Genomic DNA, 17,379 nt, shown 5'->3' with positions numbered 1-17,379 from the left:
GTCCAGATAGGATTAAGTCCTGTAATGACTTTACAGGCCTGCTCTAAAAAATATTGGAAGGAACACGAACAAAACCTTCCATAATGATTCGTGCACTTCGACTCATCACTGCTTTTTCAACAACCCAACCTTTTTCATTGTGACTTGCAATAGCACCAACTTTTAGTACACCAGACGGGTGACCAAATGTGATTGAATGCTTTTCACCGCCACCAGCGGCTAGATTAACCAGTGTTCCTGGGATACATGCTGCTGAAGCAATGGCTACCGCAGCCGTCCCCATCATGGCGTGGTGTAGTTTCCCCATAGATAAGGCTCTAACAAGTAAATCCACATCATTTTCAGAAATGTATTTACCATTTGATGCGTGGTAGCTTTTAGGCTTAGAAACAAACGCTATTTTAGGTGTGTGCTGATGGTTTTCGGCTTCCTCAATATTGCTTATGAGCCCCATCTTCAATGCCCCATAAGCACGAATCTTCTCAAACTTATCCAACGCATTTAGGTCATTGTTGATGTCATCTTGAAGTTCGGTCCCCGTATAACCAAGGGAGTCGGCTTGCATAAATATGGTTGGTATGCCTGCGTTTATAAACGTAGCATTGAATGTACCAACCTCTGGAACATCGAGATCATCAATTAAGTTTCCAGTAGGGAACATATTACTTTTGCCATCTGCAGGCGACATAAAATCAACCGGAATTTCTGCTGCAGGAAACGTCACTCCATCTAACTCAAAGTCGCCAGTTTCTTGTACTAATCCATCTCTAATAGGAACATGAATGACGATAGTTTTTTTTATGTTGGCTTGCCAGACCCTGACCGCAGCAGTTCCGTTCTTGGGGATACGCTCGGATGGCATTAAACCAGTGTGTATAGCAAAAGGGCCTACCGCTGCAGAGAGATTTCCACAATTGCCACTCCAATCGACCAATGCCTTATCAATCGAAATTTGGCCAAATAAGTAATCTACATCATGATCAGGTTGAGTACTTGGGGAGAGAATGACAACTTTGCTGGTGCTTGACGTTGCTCCTCCCATTCCATCAATCTGTTTTGCATAGGGGTCAGGGCTGCCAATTACCCGTAATAAAAGTGCATCACGCTCTTTTCCGGGCACTTTCGCTTCAGGAGGTAAGTCGCTTATATTGAAAAAAACGCCCTTGCTGGTCCCGCCGCGCATGTAAGTTGCTGCAACCTTTATTTGATTGGTTTGATGACTCGACATAATTCCTCCTACTGAGCAAGAAAATCTTGAGCAAAACGCTGCAACACACCACCAGCCTCGTATACCGAGACTTCATCTTGCGTATCCAAACGACATGTCACCAAAGTCTCTATTCGTTCACCGTTTTTGCGTCTAATGATTAAACTAAGATCTACACCTGCCTGAATGTTTCCAACTATGTCGTAAACTTCACTACCATCAAGTTTGAGTGTTTTTCGGTTTTCTCCCTGTTTAAACTCAAGGGGTAGTACTCCCATCCCTACCAGGTTTGTTCTGTGAATCCTTTCAAACCCTTCGGCAACAATCACCTCAACGCCAGCTAAGCGAACTCCTTTCGCAGCCCAGTCCCTTGAAGAACCTTGGCCATAGTCTGCGCCAGCAATAATAATCAAAGGTTGCTTGCGGCTCATATAAGTTTCAATTGCTTCCCACATACGTGATATTTGACCCTCAGGCTCAATACGTGTGAGAGAACCTTGCACCACCTCGCCATTTTCGCGAACCATCTCATTGAAAAGTTTAGGGTTAGCGAACGTCGCTCGCTGAGCAGTAAGGTGATCCCCTCTATGTGTTGCGTAGGAGTTAAAATCTTGCTCGGGGACCCCCATGCTTGAAAGGTACTCTCCAGCTGCACTTGAAGCGAGTATGGCATTGGAAGGTGATAAATGATCCGTAGTGATGTTATCCCCGAGTACCGCTAACGGTCTCATTGAAGAAAGCGTACGTTTACCGGCTAACGCACCTTCCCAATATGGGGGACGACGTATATAGGTACTCATCGGGCGCCAATCGTAGAGAGGATTACAATTGGCTTGTTGATCATCAAGTTTAAACATCTGTATGTAGACTTGTTTAAATTGCTCTGGCTTAACGTACTCAGCGACAGTTTGGTCAATTTCTTCATCACTAGGCCAAAGATCACTAAGATAAATCGGTTGCCCGTCAGAGCTGTATCCTAGCGCATCGCGCTCAATATCAAATCGAATTGTCCCCGCAAGGGCATAAGCCACTACTAAAGGGGGCGAAGCTAAAAACGCTTGTTTAGCGTACGGGTGAATACGGCCATCGAAATTTCGATTACCAGACAGAACTGCGGTGGAATATAAGTCTCTGTCGATAATCTCCTTTTGGATATCAGAGTCTAAAGCGCCACTCATACCATTACAGGTTGTACAGGCGTAGCCGACTATTCCGAAGCCCAATTTCTCCATTTCGGGCAATAGCCCTGCCTCTTCAAGGTAGATTTTAGCCACTTTTGATCCGGGAGCAAAAGAGGTTTTTACCCAAGGCTTACGCTCAAGTCCTAACTGATTTGCCTTTTTGGCGACAAGTCCAGCAGCAACAACATTTCTCGGGTTACTTGTATTCGTACACGAAGTGATCGCAGCAATAATAACTGCTCCATCGGGTAATCGACCTTCTGAATCATCCCATTTCCCAGCAATACCTTTTGCAATGAGCTCTGAGGTCGGTAAACGGCGGTGAGGGTTTGACGGACCCGCTAAGTTTCGGGCCACTGAAGAAAGATCAAACTCCAAGACACGTTCGTATTCAGCTTCCTGTAAGTCACTTGCCCACAGCCCAGTTTGCTTAGCGTATTTTTCAACCAATTCGACTTGCTGAGAGTCACGTCCCGTTAGTTTGAGATATTGGAGTGTTTGCTCGTCAATATAAAACATACCAGCCGTTGCACCATATTCAGGTGTCATATTAGAAATCGTCGCTCTATCACCTATGGTTAAGCTACTTGCGCCTTCGCCAAAAAATTCGAGGTAAGATGAGACCACCTTAGCGCCACGCAAAAATTCCGTAATGGCCAAAACGATGTCTGTCGCGGTAATTCCAGAGCTGCGTTTACCCACCAGTTTGACACCAACTATCTCTGGTAACCTCATCATCGAAGGGCGACCTAACATAACTGTTTCTGCTTCAAGGCCCCCTACACCAATTGCGATCACGCCCAGCGCATCGACATGAGGTGTATGGCTATCTGTACCAACACATGTGTCGGGAAACGCGATGCCATCTTTGGCTTGAATGACGGGTGACATTTTTTCTAGATTTATCTGGTGCATAATGCCGTTGCCTGCAGGAATAACGCTGACATTTTCAAACGCCGTTTTGCACCACTCAATGAAATGAAAGCGGTCTTCATTTCTGCGCTCTTCAATGACTCGGTTTTTTTCGAAAGCGTCAGGGTCAAAACCACCATGTTCCACCGCTAATGAGTGATCCACGATCAATTGGGTCTCGACAACTGGATTAACTTTCGTAGGGTCACCACCCTGCTGGGCTATGGCATCGCGTAACCCAGCTAAATCTACCAAAGCAGTTTGACCAAGAATGTCATGACACACCACCCTAGCGGGATACCATGGAAAATCCAAATCTCTCTTGCGTTCGATTAACTGTTTCAGTGATTCGGTTAAAGTTGTTGGATGACACCGACGCACTAATTGCTCGGCAAGTACACGGGAGGTATATGGCAAGCAGTCATAAGCTCCGGGAGAAATATCGTTGATGGCTTGGCGCGCATCAAAAAAATCTAAGTCGAATCCCGAAAGCGGCTTACGATAATCAGTGTTAACAGTACAGCTCATTGTATTACTTCCATCTGAATATCACTCTGGATTGTCGTTAAAATACCTCAAAGTGATAGCAATTATGTTTTTGGGTGTTCTTGATACAGCTGTGAACAGGTTAAACGGTCAAGCTGATAAAAGACCTAAGCCTAGAATGTATAACTCGGTATGAACCAATAAAAAGGCTTGATATAGAAACACAAGCCTTAGTAAAGTCGTAAGATTCCTATCTTCTATCGATAGGTAGCCATTCTTGTGCATCTGGCCCTGTATAATCTGCGCTAGGGCGAATAATGCGATTATTTGCCCGCTGTTCAAACACATGAGCAGCCCAGCCAGTTAAACGGCTCATAACAAATATTGGTGTGAACAATTTAGTGGGGATATCCATAAAGTGGTAGGCTGAAGCATGGAAAAAGTCAGCATTACAGAATAATCCTTTCTCGCGTTTCATTACGGTCTCTACTCGTTCAGAAACAGCGTATAGGTGTTTGTCACCTACCTGCTCTGACAACTCTTTAGACCAACGTTTAATTAATGCGTTTCTCGGATCACTTTCTCTATAAATAGCATGGCCAAAACCCATTATTTTATCTTTGTTGGCCAACATTCGCATGATATTAGACTCAGCTTCTTCGGGAGTTTGCCAGTCTTGGATCATATCCATTGCCGCTTCATTGGCACCACCATGCAAAGGCCCTCTTAACGTGCCAATTGCAGCCGTAATACATGAATGAATATCAGAAAGGGTTGATGCGCATACTCTCGCTGCAAAAGTCGACGCATTAAACTCGTGTTCTGCGTATAAAATCAGCGAGCAATGCATAACTTGCTTGTGTAGCTCACTCGGGTCTTTATCTGTCAGCATTTTCAGAAAGTAGCCACCAATACAGTTTTGTGACTGATCTTGCGTGTCAATTTTCACTCCATCATGACTAAACCGGTACCAGTAACAAATAATTGCAGGAAACAAAGCTAACATTCTCTCTGTCGCATTAAGTTGCTCAGAAAAGTCAGATTCTTGTTCAATGTTTCCTAAAACAGAGCACCCAGTGCGCATCACGTCCATAGGGTGTGCGTCGCGTGGGAGGAGTTCAAGCGCTTTTTTAACCTCTTCAGGTAAACCACGAAGGCTGATCAGGCGTGTTTTATAAGCATCTAGTTCTTGCTGCGTAGGAAGGTGACCACGCAATAACAGATGTGCAACCTCCTCAAACTGTGCATTATTCGCGAGATCATGAATATCGTACCCTCGGTAGGTAAGGCCGGTTCCTGTTTTACCTACTGTACATAACGCTGTGCTTCCAGCACTTTGGCCTCTCAAGCCTGCGCCACCTAACTCTTTAGTTGACATATCGAACTCCTTTTCTGTTTGGCAAACTAAATTTAGTTACTGGTCGCCAAACTCATTTAACGTTATTGAATAATTAAACTTTTTACACCATGTCAGTCACTTTCTTGTGAGAAAAGCTTGTCCAATCTCTGTTCATAATCATGATAATTAAGATGAGCATACAATTCGCTTCGCGTCTGCATCATACCAATGAGCTCCTCCTGATTGCCCTCTTTTAAAAGGTGAGAATAAACAGTCTCTGCAGCTTTGTTCATGGCACGAAATGCACTGAGTGGATACAACACCATATCAACTCCCACTTCTGCTAGCTGCTGGGTGTTGAATAGAGGAGTTTGACCAAATTCAGTAATGTTAGCCAATATTGGGACATCTTTACCTATGGCCTGATAAAGAGCTTTGGAGAATTGTGCATACTGCTCGAGTTTGTTCATTGCTTCAGGAAATACCATATCAGCCCCAGCTTCAACGCAAGCTATCGCTCTATCTATCGCTTTGTCCATCCCTTCAACAGCAAGCGCATCTGTTCTGGCCATAATGACAAAATTTGAATCTTGACGGGCATCGACTGCCGCTTTAATACGGTCGACCATCTCTTGCTGGCTGACTATCGCCTTGTTGGGCCTGTGACCACAACGTTTTTGTGCAACTTGATCTTCCATATGTATTGCAGCCGCACCTGCTTTTTCCATTGCTTTTATTGTGCGCGCAATATTAAACGCCCCACCAAATCCTGTATCAATATCGACCAAAAGAGGAAGATCACACGCGTTGCTGATGCGTTCTACGTCCACTAAAACATCGTTAAGGGTGGTAATACCGAGATCCGGTAACCCATAAGAAGCATTGGCCACACCACCACCAGATAGATAAATGGCTTGATGCCCCAAATTTTTTGCCATCATTGCGCAGTAAGGATTGATAGCTCCAACAATTTGCAATGGAGTATTTTTTTCTACTGCTGCCCTAAACTTTCCACCTTGAGATAAACCCATGACTATTTCCTTCTAATCATTTTGAGTCACTATAATTTGTTGTTCTATTAACTTTCTACTGCCTGAAATGTGTCGTCTCATAAGAAGCTCAGCCAATTCTTCGTCACGATTTTCTATCGCTTTAAGTATCAGTTTGTGTTCACTTAATGCTTCATGGGGCCTGGATTGAGAACGCGGAGATTGATATCTGTACATACGAAGTAAATGGTATAGCTCATCGCATAATAAGGAGATAAGTTTACTATTACGACTGGCCAATATTACACGATAGTGAAAATCGAAATCACCTTGCTGGTGAAAATACGAGCTCCCCTCAACCTCATCAATATGCTTAGAATGTTTGGCGAGTAATGTCTCTAAGCCAAATATCTCGCTTTCTGATATATGTCTAGCCGCTAACCTAGCAGCCATACCTTCCAGTGCCTCTCTAACTGAATACACTTCCACTAATTTTTCAGCGGATAACTTAACTACTCTCGCCCCCACATGAGGAATTCGTTCGATTAACCCTAACCCTTCAATCCTCATCAAAGCTTCTCTCAAAGGCCCTCGACTCACGTTTAAACGTTTGGCTAAGTCGGGTTCAGAAATCTTGCTGCCAGAATGTATTGCTCCGGTAACAATTGCCTCTATTAAAAGCTCGGTTAAATTTTCAGACTTAGTGCTTTCTCTCTCTGCGAGTCGTATTTTAATGCGAGACGTGAGTTCTTCATTCATGATTAACGAGTGGCCTTAGTATATTGTCTACAATATTATGGATTGAGTAAGAAAATTCCACGCTTTTACGCTTAAAACCAGATCATTGTCGACAATACTCCCAATGAGATGATAGATATCGATCATGGGTCATATTTGCCAGAGAGGATTTAAATTCATTACATAAACTTTTGTGACTTGAGCTAGGGTTAGCACAAGAAATAATATGAACCCAAATGAGCATGTCGCTAATATCTTTTGGTAAGTGCAGTAAGGAGAAGGTAGTCGAATGCGCCCCCACATAACAAAAGCGACAATCCTAACCCCCTTCCTCCAGATGAAACGCAACACTTGATCACCCTATGAAGGCTGAGTGATTTATACTGCTCTCAGCATGTTTATTCATAGTTTTAATTATAGTGAGAGAGATGGCTGAACATCTAACATCAAAGGACAGGTTCTACATTGAGAAACGTAGAGCAGAAAATGTATTAATGAGAGCGATAGCTAGAGAGCTGGAACGAAGTCCATCTGCAATTTCGAGGGAATTGAGGCGCAATACTCCCGATGACTTTAATGGATTGTATTGTTGGCGAGCTGTCGACAAATTGGCCAAGCTGAGAAGAACAGAGGCCAGTAAATCAAAGGCTTTCAAACACATTGACTCTTTTGTTGATGGCTACCTAAGACAAAACCTGGCCAACCACACATCTCCCAATGTTGTCAGTGGTGAGCTAGCTTTGAAACATCAAACTCATGTCAGTGAGAATACGTTGTATCGATACATCGAGCACCTTGAAGAGCAAGGAGAGTCGCTACGTAAAGATTTACCCCGTAGAGGAAAGCCCTACAAGCGCTCAGGGACGGTACATTCAACGATTAAGAACCGAGTAGACATCAGCGAACGGCCTGCTATAGCCGATGAAAAAACAGAAATAGGGCATGTAGAGATTGACACTATCGTTGGGAAAAATCACAAATCTCAGCTGCTGACTATTGTCGATAAAGCCTGCAAAGTGGTCACAATAAGAAGACTGAAAAGCAAGTCGGCGGAAGCGGTCATAGAAGGCTTTAAAGAAGTTGATGGGTCAACTTTCTATGAATTTAAGACCATCACGGCTGACAATGGAACAGAGTTTGCTGGGCATGAAGAGATTGCGAAGATAACGGGTGCAGACTTTTACTTTGCGAAACCATATAGTTCATGGGAACGAGGCCTGAACGAACACACGAGTGGACTAATTCGTCGTTTCTTGCCCAAAGGCACTGACTTTGATGACGTAAGCGATGAAGAGCTGGCTAGAATAGAACATATTCTGAATACTCGTGGTCGTGAGAGTCTAGGGTTTTATTCACCTTACGATATATTTGTACAATACCTGAATGCCGAACAATAGAAAGTGGAAGTGTTGTATTTCACGTGTTGGTATGATTTGTCATCTGGGTAATTGTACCTATCATATATAGTAGTAAGTGACTTACGGAGATCTATAAATGAAAAATATTACGGCTATAATATCACTGCTCATCCTATATCCACTCTCTGTTTCCGCCTCAATAGAGTTAATGTACAATGACCGAGTCCCTTACATGATGATGAATGGTGACGAGCTGACAGGATTAACAGGGGGACCCGTTGTTAAAGCTTTTGAGCAGGCAGGCATAAATTTTAACCTAAAAAAAATACCGACCAAAAGACAAATGCACGTTTTGAAAGAAAATAAGGCCAAAGTATGTGCTATTGGGTGGTTTAAAAAGCCAGATCGTGAGCAGTTTGCTCATTTTTCAGCGCCTATTTATCGGGATAAGCCTATGACCGCTATCGCTAATGCTGACAATGATAAGATCAGTTCTGGACAGGCGATTGAGCACACTCTAAGTGACCCCAACTTAAAGCTATTAGTAAAAGACGGGTTTTCATATGGCGAATTTATTGACGATAAAATAAAAAGGCTGAATCCTAAGACATACTCAACTGTTGGTAGTAACCTCCAAATCATTAAAATGATTAGTTCAGGTAGAGCTGACTACACTTTTATTACAGAGGAGGAGTTTATCAGTGTAGTAAAAAGTCCGCAACTTCAGAAAGATACATTTAAGGTCGTACGCTTTAACGATATGCCCGAAGGAAACTATAGATATCTACTTTGTAGTTTTAAAGTAGAAAAAGACACAATTGATAGAATAAATGCCAATCTGTAATTTACCTTTTGGCTCCCTAGCAAACGGTATGTGAGCTTTGATACTAAATATCACATCAGGTCGGAAGAAATTCTTCTGCTTACTCGATACCATGAGCGATTCATGGTCGCTATAGTGGGTGATATTCTGAATAGTTGACGCTCTATAGACGTGCGAGTCTAAAATTTTATGCACATTACGTTATATTTATGCAGCACCTAGATGCTGCATAGAGGGAGAAGTGTTGCGTTTCATGTGGCGGAGGGCCTAACTGTTGCTTGTATCATTCTTAGTTCATGCTCTTACTTTTCTTCGACCACAAGAGAGCCATATTACCCTCTGTTATCACATAGTATTTTTTCAGATCAAAGCCTTACCTTAATAGAGACAAACAATGTTGTTATCAAAGCCATCAAATCAAATCGTTATGTCAGCGTTTCAGACTATCAAGGCGTAAATGACGTAGCTAAGATAGTGTTCAATGAAGCAGAAGTAAGTTCTGCTGTATCGCTAAGTGATGTTCAAAGCAGTCTGTTTCATAATGCGCTAGAGTCAATTATCAAACAATTTACTTGTGAGGTTTTTACCAGCAAGCACCCCAACAGTTCTATTCAGCTTTGTCCGTTATCTAAAAACGCTACCAATACTGCAGAGCGTGCCCTTCCATTTATTGATGGTGTTAGGTTAAAACATCGCTTGAGTACAACGATTCACAATGATTCAGTTGGTCTCGAATTTGAACTCTTCCTAAGAAGTGTCCAAGAAAGATCGCTTGATACACTTTGGGGGGCGGTGCACGAACTGGGAAAAATCCCTAATTCAGAACTATCCCAAGGTAGCCTTGTTCTTACCGTCAATATGAACATACATAAGAAAAATGACTTAGACCGACGTTGGCGTTCTCTTCACCATGAACCGTTAGTATTTTTCGTGATATTGCCACCTGTTGAGTCTATTTGGCAGAGTAAAAATGAAATCAAAAGTATGAGTTTTGCTTATGAAAAAGCCGTCTTACTTATCGTAGACAGCAGATAAATTTGCGCAAACATCAAGCTAGTTCACACATTAGTTTACTTTTAATGAGAGTCATCGAGTATCCCAGCAAGCTAGATTTATTAACTCTAAATTAACTGCTACTTTGTATTAATCGGATTAAATTTACGCATATCAATATAATTTAAAAAGAATTTTTAATATGAGGATATTCTATGCCTGATAAGTATTCAGCATCGGCTGGTTTAATGTCTGCAAAAGATTATAAAAGCCAAGAACACTTAGTTAGTGACTTTACCGTCACTCAGGCTCTGTCCATTCCATTTGAAATCACTGCAACTATTGTCTCTTCAACGTTTGATGCTCAAGACCAACTAGGTCAACTCTTAACTGTCAATCGATATAGTAATGAATCTGGCAGCAACAAACTGCAGAGAACATTCAATGGAGTAATAACGCGTATTGAACAAATGGGTTTAGATGCCAACTTCCAGTTCTTGCAGTTTCGCGTCATACTCAAGCCTTGGTTTTGGCTACTAAAACACACTCATTCGTTCCGTGTTTATCAGACTCAAACGACCAAAGATATAATTAGCGATATTTTTGATAATGCTGGTTTTAAGGGCAAATATAAACTTTCTAGTTTACCTTCGACAAAAAGAGAATATTGCCTGCAGTACAATGAATCAGATTATGACTTCGTTGTTCGATTACTTGCAGAAGAAGGATTGCACTTCTATTTCGAGCATCAATCCGGCGATCATACAATGGTGATTCAAGACGCCACTTCGCCATATACCAAAGCAGATGTCGCAAAATTTGATATGCAAGAGACCCCTTCTGGAAGCCTACCACTAATAGAGTCTTGGGTACCTGTCATGGAATTTCATGGCGCCAGCATTGAATTGACAGCTTATGACTATTCGCAGTCCAAGCTGGTAACGAGTAAAGCAAAAAAAAGTGGTAATACAGTAGCAAACAACACCAAATTGACCTCTGTGCTTTATCCGGAGCTAGGTATCAGCGGCGACATGACGGATCTTTCAAGTAACCTCGCTAAACGACGAATTGAATACGTTGAACAAGACTATCAATCCGTCATAGCTCATGCCAAACACGATATGTTTGATATCGCTACTTGGTTTTCCCTAAGTAGCCATTTAGATAAATCACAGCTAGGTGATTTTTCCGTCGTTGGCATAGCCACCCATTACAAAGACAATGTTCAATGTAGTACCGAAGTTCGACTGATACCAAAAGCGACACCCAATCATCCAAAGCCCAGAGGAAAGCAGTCTGTAAAAGGATTACAAAGCGCGACTGTTGCAGGAAACACCGCAGGAGAGATCAATCAAGACGATCAAGGACGGGTAAGAATTCAATTCCACTGGGATACAGAAGCCAGTGGTGACAAAACCAGTTGCTATGTACGAGTCGCCCAAATGATGGCTGGTAGTGGCTATGGTGCACAGTTTATTCCTAGAGTAGGTCAAGAAGTGTTAGTTTCGTTCATTGATGGGGATCCCGACCAACCCATTATCACTGGAAGTGTCTATAACAGCGATAATGCTCCTCCTTACAAAGAAGCAAATACAACCAAAAGCGGTATAAAAACTAAATTAACCGCAGAGGCCAATGAACTCTATTTCGATGACAAAAAGGACAATGAACTTATTTACCTTCATGCGGCAAAAGATATCTCACAAGAAATTGAAAATAACCATACAGAAACCGTGAAAGGAGAGTTGAGCCAAACCGTTACCAAAGCTATGAAAATAACAACCGAAGATACCTATACTTTATCTGTTACTAAGGATATGAGTGGTTCAGCCAAGACCATCACGCTAGAGGCCGATGACACCATTGATTTGAAGGTTGGTTCCAGCAAAATATCTATGTCTTCTTCTTCAATATCAATAGAAGCCACAAACATAGACATAAAAGCAAGCAGTGCGCTGGATTTAGAAGGCACCAATGTTACCAGTAAAGCGACATCCGCAAATAAAATATCAGGCACGACTACAGCACTTGAAGCAACCACTTCAAATACTATAAAAGGGCTAAGCATAGAGATGAAAGCGGACACCACGTTAAGTGCTGAAGGTTCATTAAGCGCGGAATTCAAATCAGGTCTAAAAGGAACTTTCGACGGCGGTGTATTAGGTGAATTGAAAGGTGCGATTGTTAAGGTTAATTAAAACTATGTATAAAAAAATTCCCTATCAAAGCAGTTCTCAAATTATTCCAAGGTTTCAAGCTTCTGAGGAAGCTAAGGAGTGTATCAATGACGAACTTCCGATAGATCAAGTGATAGTAAGTTTGCAAAAGTCAGAACTTTATAATGATCTAGTACAGTTTCTCGCCCATGCGTTACCTGTCAGAGAAAGTATTTGGTGGGCACTATGTTGTCTATATTCACGCAATGATGTTTGGAATGACACTCAAAAGATGGCATTGGATACTACAAAGTACTGGGCATTGTCTCCGTCTGAAGAGCTGCGCAGAAAATCTGAGTTATTGGCCAATCGATTAGAATTAAATTGTGGACCATCTTGGGTTAGCCAAGCAGTATTTTGGAACGGCTCTGGGAGTATAGTGGCGCCAGACTTACCCACTGTCTTACCTGATCCATACTTGTACGCTAAAGCGGTTGCGGGAGCCATTAATCACGCCGCTGCACTACCAGTGTGGGATCAAACCTCCACCTATTATGAAAACGCCGTTATAGCAGCAATTGATATTGCACAAGGTGGAAACGGAGGTCTGATATGACTCTTCCTGCCGCCAGACTTACAGATATGCATGTATGCCCAATGCAAACACCCGCGGTTCCTCCTATCCCTCATGTTGGTGGGCCAATTACTGGACCTGGTGCTCCGACTGTTCTGGTAGGAAATATGCCAGCAGCTACACTTGGGGATATCGTTGTATGCGTGGGCCCGCCGGATTCAATCGTTAAGGGAAGTGCTACCGTATTAATTAATAGTAAGCCCGCAGCAAGAATGGGAGATACCACCGCACATGGCGGCTCTATTGTTCTCGGAATGCCGACAGTTCTTATCGGGGGTTAACTGTTTCCACGTCCATTAGAATGATAAAATAGTCAAATATGAGCTATTGAAATAGCTCATATTTGAATGTCATGAACATGTAACCTATTATTATTACTAAATAAATTAACCACATTAACAAGATTTAACATCAGTTTTTAGAAACCGATCACCCTTTTAATAAAATAATGAATTCAATGAAGTTTTTTGCGGAAAACCATCTAGAATTTTAGATGCAGGTTCTTACTTACAAATAACAAATAACTGAATAGATTACATTTTTCTTGTCAAAGGCTAAAAATGGACCGTATATGGTAGATGTTGATGCGTTATTGAAACCTATATCTGAAGAGCAACCATCAGGTAGTTATCTCAAGTTGGATAGAAGCGCTTACCGTACCCTGCGAAATCATTACAATACAGCTCAATCATCATTTCGACAGTTAGTTGAAACACCTGACGCTTCAGGTGACGAAGCGCTTATCGAAGCAAACGATACTAATTGGAATTTAGTGCGCACTACCACATTTGACGCGTTAACATCCCAAACAAAAGATACCGAACTACTCGGTTGGTTTATTACCAGCCAACTATTTACCTCTTCCCCTTATACTAACCTCGCTGATGCAACAAAAGTTTTGGTAGAAATTATCCGAGAATTTTGGGAAACCCTTCACCCTCGGCCTCCTGAAGATAAACTAAAAAGTAATGACGAAGATGGACGTAATAAAGAGCTAACGGAATTTAGGATCAAGCCGCTTCTTCAACTCGTGGGGGAAACCCAAGATTCAACTGCCCTTTTCATGCCACTACAAATGACCGACCTTATAGGACACGTTACATTTGGTGATTTTTTAAGAGCAGAGCGAAGCGGAACCCTATCTGAGCTTAAAGAGTCAGCGTATTCACTATATTCAAACGAGATGGAAGATGTCGTACGCAATCTTGCTACTGCATATCAGAACTTCAACACAGCCGAAAAACTCATCGCTCAGGCATGCCAGAAAGTAAATGTTTCTCCGATCAGCTTTAAGTATGCCAAAGCCAATATTTCGGAGCTTCTCAATGCAATACAATACTTAGTTGGTGATAGGTTCGCACCTTGGCCATTAGACAGTAATTTTAAAATGATCACTTATGAGTCAACACAAAACGAAGTAAGCGTTGAAAGCCCAGAAACTCCGGCTGAGAGCTCTAGCGTAACTCAGTCTCCAAAAGCAAGTACTCAAACCGCAACATCTGGACAGGGTAATAACATTCAATCAGCTTCTTCTGCAAATGTCATTTCAAGTCGCGACCAAGCCTTTCACGAGCTACGTAAAATTTCACGTTTTTTTCAAAAAACAGAGCCGCACAGCCCTATCCCATTTTTACTTGAACGTGCAATTCGTTGGGGCCATATGAGCTTACCTGACCTATTAAACGAGATGACAGGTGGCAATTCAGGAGTCATTACCCATATCAATCAGGTCTCTGGTATGGATAACTTGGAACCCACAAAGCTTGGTAGTCTTCCCCCATCACCACATAGAGCATTCACCCAACCGTCTGGGCTTGTAGAGACAGATGTAAACACACAACCACTGAAAGATTCAGACTCAACAGAGACTGTAGCACACAGTGAAAGTCCCTCTCAAAATGACACAAATACTCAGTCTGATAGTGGGATTAGTAATTTCGAGTGGTAGCACACTACATGCTAATTAGCAAAGGAGAACACAATGGCTTCTATTTTTATGAGAATTGATGGCACTACCCCAAAGGGTGCGGCGACAGTAGACAAAATCGGTGGTAAAGACGGGTTCTTCGCTATTGATTCTGTCACTTGGAATGCTGTACGCGGTGTCGGGATTGATGTCGGCAATGCCAATAACGCTGACCAAGGAATGGTTGCATTAGGTGAAATCAACATTACTCGGGGGTGTGATGGTGCTACCCCTTATCTAACTACATTCCTTTACGCTCCTGGTCCAGAAGGGAAAGTCATTGAAATTGTCATGACTAAACCAAACCGAGAAGGTTCAGGCGCTGACCCTTACCTCATCCTTACCCTTCAAGCAGCGCGTATGTCTAGCTACAACATGGTTGGCTCTGACGGTAGTCTGCCCAATGAGTCTTTCTCTTTAACCTATACCCAAATATCCAAAGCTTACTACATTGAAGCCGATGGCGGTAAGATTGAGAAAGGGCCAGAAGTTGGCTTCGATGCAACAACAGCCAAAGTCACCTCAACTGCTAACTAACTAAGTAAGGAGGCCCACTGTGGCACTGAATTCCCAGCACAAACGTGTAAGTAAAAACCGAGTGAGTATTACTTACGATGTGGAAACTAATGGCGCCGTAGAAACCAAAGAACTCCCATTTGTGGTTGGGGTAATTGGTGACTACTCAGGCCATAAGCAAGACAAAGAAGACGTTGAAGACCGTACTTTTTACAACGTTGATAAAGATAATTTTGATACTGTTATGAAACGTGTGGGACCAGAATTGTCCTTAAAAGTCGACAACGTCCTTGCTGATGATGATAGTCAGTTTGAAGCTCCACTCAAATTTAACTCCATGAAAGACTTTGAACCTGAAGCGATTGTAGAGCAGGTAGAGCCTCTTAAAAAGCTAGTTGAAACCCGAAACCAACTAAAAGTGCTTCTCTCCAAAGCGGATCGCTCGCGAGATTTAGAGAAGCTGCTTAAAGAAGTCCTACAGAGTGCAGATACGATCAACGCGTTATCTGAAGAACTGGGTGTAAGTACGGAAGGAGGCGAATAATGAGTACAGAAGCTGAAAATCAACCGCAAGCGGAAGCGGCAGAAGGCTCACTGACTTTTCTTGACCGAGCGATAGAAGCAACAACTCAAACCCCCGCCGACACAACTAAGGAGCTATTTTCAGTTCTTGCTGAACAAGCGCTTTCTGGAACAGTAACATGGGATAAAAATGTTACTAAGACTATTGAAAATGCGATTTCAGAAATTGATAAAAAGCTCTCCAAGCAATTATCTGAGGTAATGCAACAGAAGGACTTTCAAAAGCTCGAAGGTTCTTGGCGTGGCCTACAGAAGCTGGTAAAAGAAAGTGAGCTCGGTCGAGACTTAAAGATAAAAATGGTTGATTTCACTCAGGAAGAGCTACTCGACCAATTTGAAGATGCGCCTGCAATTGATCGCAGCCCACTGTTTAACGCTGTTTATCAAGGAGAGTTTGGTACCGCTGGTGGTGAGCCTTATGGAACTTTCATCGGTGATTACGAATTCAGTGCTAAAGATGAGGATGTGGCTCTCCTTCGCTATATGGGTGAAGTAGCGGCTGCCTGTCATGCTCCCTTTGTTGCTGCAGCCAATGCACAAATGTTCGAATTTAACGACTTCACCACATTTGATGAAGGCAAACCCGTTGCAGCAGGCTTTGACTCCCCTGCTTATGCGGCATGGAATGCATTTCGTGAAAGTGACGATGCAAGGTATGTAACCCTTACTTTGCCCCGAACCTTAGCACGTTTACCTTATGGTAACAAAGGCCTTGGCACAGAGTTGTTCGACTATGAAGAACTTGCTACTGATATGGATGGTAATCCAAATCCATCAAGCAACGACCAATTGGTCTGGTCCAACGCTGCCTATGACCTCGGTTTAAAGATGACTCAAGCCTATACAGCATCAGGCTGGTGCACATCAATACGAGGCTTGGACAATGGAGGAAAAGTCGAGAACCTTCCTAACCTAACCTACAAAACTGAAGCTGGAGATCTTGTCCAACAATGTCCCACCGAGGTAAATCTTACTGATGAAAGAGAAAAAGAACTTAGCGATTTAGGTTTTTTGCCTCTCGTTCATTATAAGAACTCTAATTACGGTGTATTTATTGGCGGTCAGACAGCTCAAAAGCCTAAAACGTACACTGACCCAGATGCAACGGCAAACGCAGCAATTTCCGCTCGTCTTCCCTACATTATGGCCAGTAGCCGCATCGCTCATTACCTAAAAGTAATGGGACGCGACAAGCTCGGCTCAAATTTGGAGGCTCCGGACATTCAACGAGAACTTCAGCTTTGGATCGATCAGTACACCAATGCTGGCGCGATTGGTAATGAGCAACGTGCAAAAACACCCCTGTGTGAGTCAAGAATAGAAGTTGTTGAGCAGCCTGGACGTCCAGGTTCTTATTCTGCGGTCGCTCACCTTAGACCTTGGTTACAACTTGAAGAACTAACTACCTCAGTTCGAATGGTTGCCAAAATACCAGGCTAATCGAATTACAGGCCGGTTAACCCCGGCCTTGTTTATATGTTTGTATTACTCAGGAATAA

Annotated in this window: 15 protein-coding genes; 10 read left to right on the top strand and 5 right to left on the bottom strand. The window is 42.6% G+C overall.

What is annotated here, in order from left to right; all coding sequences use genetic code 11:
- Positions 1 to 43: 43 nt before the first annotated feature.
- The 5 genes from prpF to FIV01_RS06935 form a co-directional block, all read right to left on the bottom strand.
- Positions 44 to 1,228, bottom strand: a complete 1,185-nt coding sequence (gene prpF / locus FIV01_RS06955; RefSeq protein ID WP_152430352.1) for a 2-methylaconitate cis-trans isomerase PrpF — start codon at positions 1,226 to 1,228, stop codon at positions 44 to 46.
- A gap of 8 nt (positions 1,229 to 1,236) precedes the next feature.
- Positions 1,237 to 3,828 (bottom strand): Fe/S-dependent 2-methylisocitrate dehydratase AcnD, encoded by a 2,592-nt coding sequence (acnD, locus tag FIV01_RS06950; protein WP_152430351.1) that lies wholly within the window; start codon positions 3,826 to 3,828, stop codon positions 1,237 to 1,239.
- Between the two features lie 208 nt (positions 3,829 to 4,036).
- On the bottom strand, positions 4,037 to 5,164 hold the full coding sequence (gene prpC, locus FIV01_RS06945; protein ID WP_152430350.1) for a bifunctional 2-methylcitrate synthase/citrate synthase: 1,128 nt from the start codon (positions 5,162 to 5,164) through the stop codon (positions 4,037 to 4,039).
- A gap of 92 nt (positions 5,165 to 5,256) precedes the next feature.
- The gene (gene prpB, locus FIV01_RS06940) at positions 5,257 to 6,156 is read right to left on the bottom strand and encodes a methylisocitrate lyase (protein ID WP_152430349.1); all 900 of its coding nucleotides are present in this window, start codon (positions 6,154 to 6,156) and stop codon (positions 5,257 to 5,259) included.
- A gap of 12 nt (positions 6,157 to 6,168) precedes the next feature.
- Entirely contained in the window at positions 6,169 to 6,873 is a 705-nt protein-coding gene (locus FIV01_RS06935; RefSeq protein ID WP_152430348.1) for a GntR family transcriptional regulator, read from the bottom strand.
- A gap of 407 nt (positions 6,874 to 7,280) precedes the next feature.
- Here FIV01_RS06935 and FIV01_RS06930 point away from each other — a divergent pair, with 407 nt between their 5' ends.
- From FIV01_RS06930 to tssC, 10 genes are all read left to right on the top strand, one after another.
- Positions 7,281 to 8,249 (top strand): IS30 family transposase, encoded by a 969-nt coding sequence (locus FIV01_RS06930; RefSeq protein WP_152430347.1) that lies wholly within the window; start codon positions 7,281 to 7,283, stop codon positions 8,247 to 8,249.
- Between the two features lie 97 nt (positions 8,250 to 8,346).
- Positions 8,347 to 9,054, top strand: coding sequence for a substrate-binding periplasmic protein (locus tag FIV01_RS06925; RefSeq protein ID WP_152430346.1), 708 nt, complete (start codon positions 8,347 to 8,349; stop codon positions 9,052 to 9,054).
- Positions 9,055 to 9,255: 201 nt separating this feature from the next.
- Positions 9,256 to 10,068: a hypothetical protein gene (locus FIV01_RS06920; protein WP_246210434.1), complete on the top strand. Its 813-nt coding sequence runs from the start codon at positions 9,256 to 9,258 to the stop codon at positions 10,066 to 10,068.
- Positions 10,069 to 10,241: 173 nt separating this feature from the next.
- Positions 10,242 to 12,224: a type VI secretion system Vgr family protein gene (locus FIV01_RS06915; RefSeq protein WP_152430345.1), complete on the top strand. Its 1,983-nt coding sequence runs from the start codon at positions 10,242 to 10,244 to the stop codon at positions 12,222 to 12,224.
- A 4-nt stretch (positions 12,225 to 12,228) separates the two neighbouring features.
- Complete coding sequence (locus tag FIV01_RS06910) at positions 12,229 to 12,798, top strand: DUF6931 family protein (protein ID WP_152430344.1); 570 nt, start codon at positions 12,229 to 12,231, stop codon at positions 12,796 to 12,798.
- Positions 12,795 to 13,097, top strand: a complete 303-nt coding sequence (locus FIV01_RS06905) for a PAAR domain-containing protein (protein WP_152430343.1) — start codon at positions 12,795 to 12,797, stop codon at positions 13,095 to 13,097. The genes FIV01_RS06910 and FIV01_RS06905 overlap by 4 nt, the downstream gene beginning before the upstream one ends.
- A 290-nt stretch (positions 13,098 to 13,387) precedes the next feature.
- Positions 13,388 to 14,764: a type VI secretion system protein TssA gene (locus FIV01_RS06900; RefSeq protein WP_152430342.1), complete on the top strand. Its 1,377-nt coding sequence runs from the start codon at positions 13,388 to 13,390 to the stop codon at positions 14,762 to 14,764.
- 33 nt (positions 14,765 to 14,797) lie between these two features.
- Positions 14,798 to 15,319 (top strand): type VI secretion system tube protein Hcp, encoded by a 522-nt coding sequence (locus FIV01_RS06895; protein ID WP_152430341.1) that lies wholly within the window; start codon positions 14,798 to 14,800, stop codon positions 15,317 to 15,319.
- A gap of 19 nt (positions 15,320 to 15,338) precedes the next feature.
- A complete protein-coding gene (gene tssB / locus FIV01_RS06890; protein WP_152430340.1) occupies positions 15,339 to 15,842 on the top strand; it encodes a type VI secretion system contractile sheath small subunit in 504 nt (167 codons plus the stop codon).
- The gene (gene tssC, locus FIV01_RS06885) at positions 15,842 to 17,320 is read left to right on the top strand and encodes a type VI secretion system contractile sheath large subunit (RefSeq protein ID WP_152430339.1); all 1,479 of its coding nucleotides are present in this window, start codon (positions 15,842 to 15,844) and stop codon (positions 17,318 to 17,320) included. Before tssB ends, tssC begins: the two co-directional genes overlap by 1 nt.
- Positions 17,321 to 17,379 lie beyond the last annotated feature (59 nt).

Origin of the sequence: Vibrio aquimaris (genome assembly GCF_009363415.1) — a bacterium.
GTDB classification, from domain to species: Bacteria; Pseudomonadota; Gammaproteobacteria; order Enterobacterales; family Vibrionaceae; genus Vibrio; species Vibrio aquimaris.
Note: the sequence above shows the minus strand (reverse complement) of the source record. Positions and strands in the feature narration are given on the sequence as shown.

Excerpts from the sequence above, each read along its gene's own strand:
- prpF (WP_152430352.1), bottom strand. The coding sequence starts at position 1,228 with ATGTCGAGTCATCAAACCAATCAAATAAAGGTTGCAGCAACTTACATG.
- acnD (WP_152430351.1), bottom strand. The coding sequence starts at position 3,828 with ATGAGCTGTACTGTTAACACTGATTATCGTAAGCCGCTTTCGGGATTC.
- prpC (WP_152430350.1), bottom strand. The coding sequence starts at position 5,164 with ATGTCAACTAAAGAGTTAGGTGGCGCAGGCTTGAGAGGCCAAAGTGCT.
- prpB (WP_152430349.1), bottom strand. The coding sequence starts at position 6,156 with ATGGGTTTATCTCAAGGTGGAAAGTTTAGGGCAGCAGTAGAAAAAAAT.
- FIV01_RS06935 (WP_152430348.1), bottom strand. The coding sequence starts at position 6,873 with ATGAATGAAGAACTCACGTCTCGCATTAAAATACGACTCGCAGAGAGA.
- FIV01_RS06930 (WP_152430347.1), top strand. The coding sequence starts at position 7,281 with ATGGCTGAACATCTAACATCAAAGGACAGGTTCTACATTGAGAAACGT.
- FIV01_RS06925 (WP_152430346.1), top strand. The coding sequence starts at position 8,347 with ATGAAAAATATTACGGCTATAATATCACTGCTCATCCTATATCCACTC.
- FIV01_RS06920 (WP_246210434.1), top strand. The coding sequence starts at position 9,256 with ATGCTGCATAGAGGGAGAAGTGTTGCGTTTCATGTGGCGGAGGGCCTA.
- FIV01_RS06915 (WP_152430345.1), top strand. The coding sequence starts at position 10,242 with ATGCCTGATAAGTATTCAGCATCGGCTGGTTTAATGTCTGCAAAAGAT.
- FIV01_RS06910 (WP_152430344.1), top strand. The coding sequence starts at position 12,229 with ATGTATAAAAAAATTCCCTATCAAAGCAGTTCTCAAATTATTCCAAGG.
- FIV01_RS06905 (WP_152430343.1), top strand. The coding sequence starts at position 12,795 with ATGACTCTTCCTGCCGCCAGACTTACAGATATGCATGTATGCCCAATG.
- FIV01_RS06900 (WP_152430342.1), top strand. The coding sequence starts at position 13,388 with ATGGTAGATGTTGATGCGTTATTGAAACCTATATCTGAAGAGCAACCA.
- FIV01_RS06895 (WP_152430341.1), top strand. The coding sequence starts at position 14,798 with ATGGCTTCTATTTTTATGAGAATTGATGGCACTACCCCAAAGGGTGCG.
- tssC (WP_152430339.1), top strand. The coding sequence starts at position 15,842 with ATGAGTACAGAAGCTGAAAATCAACCGCAAGCGGAAGCGGCAGAAGGC.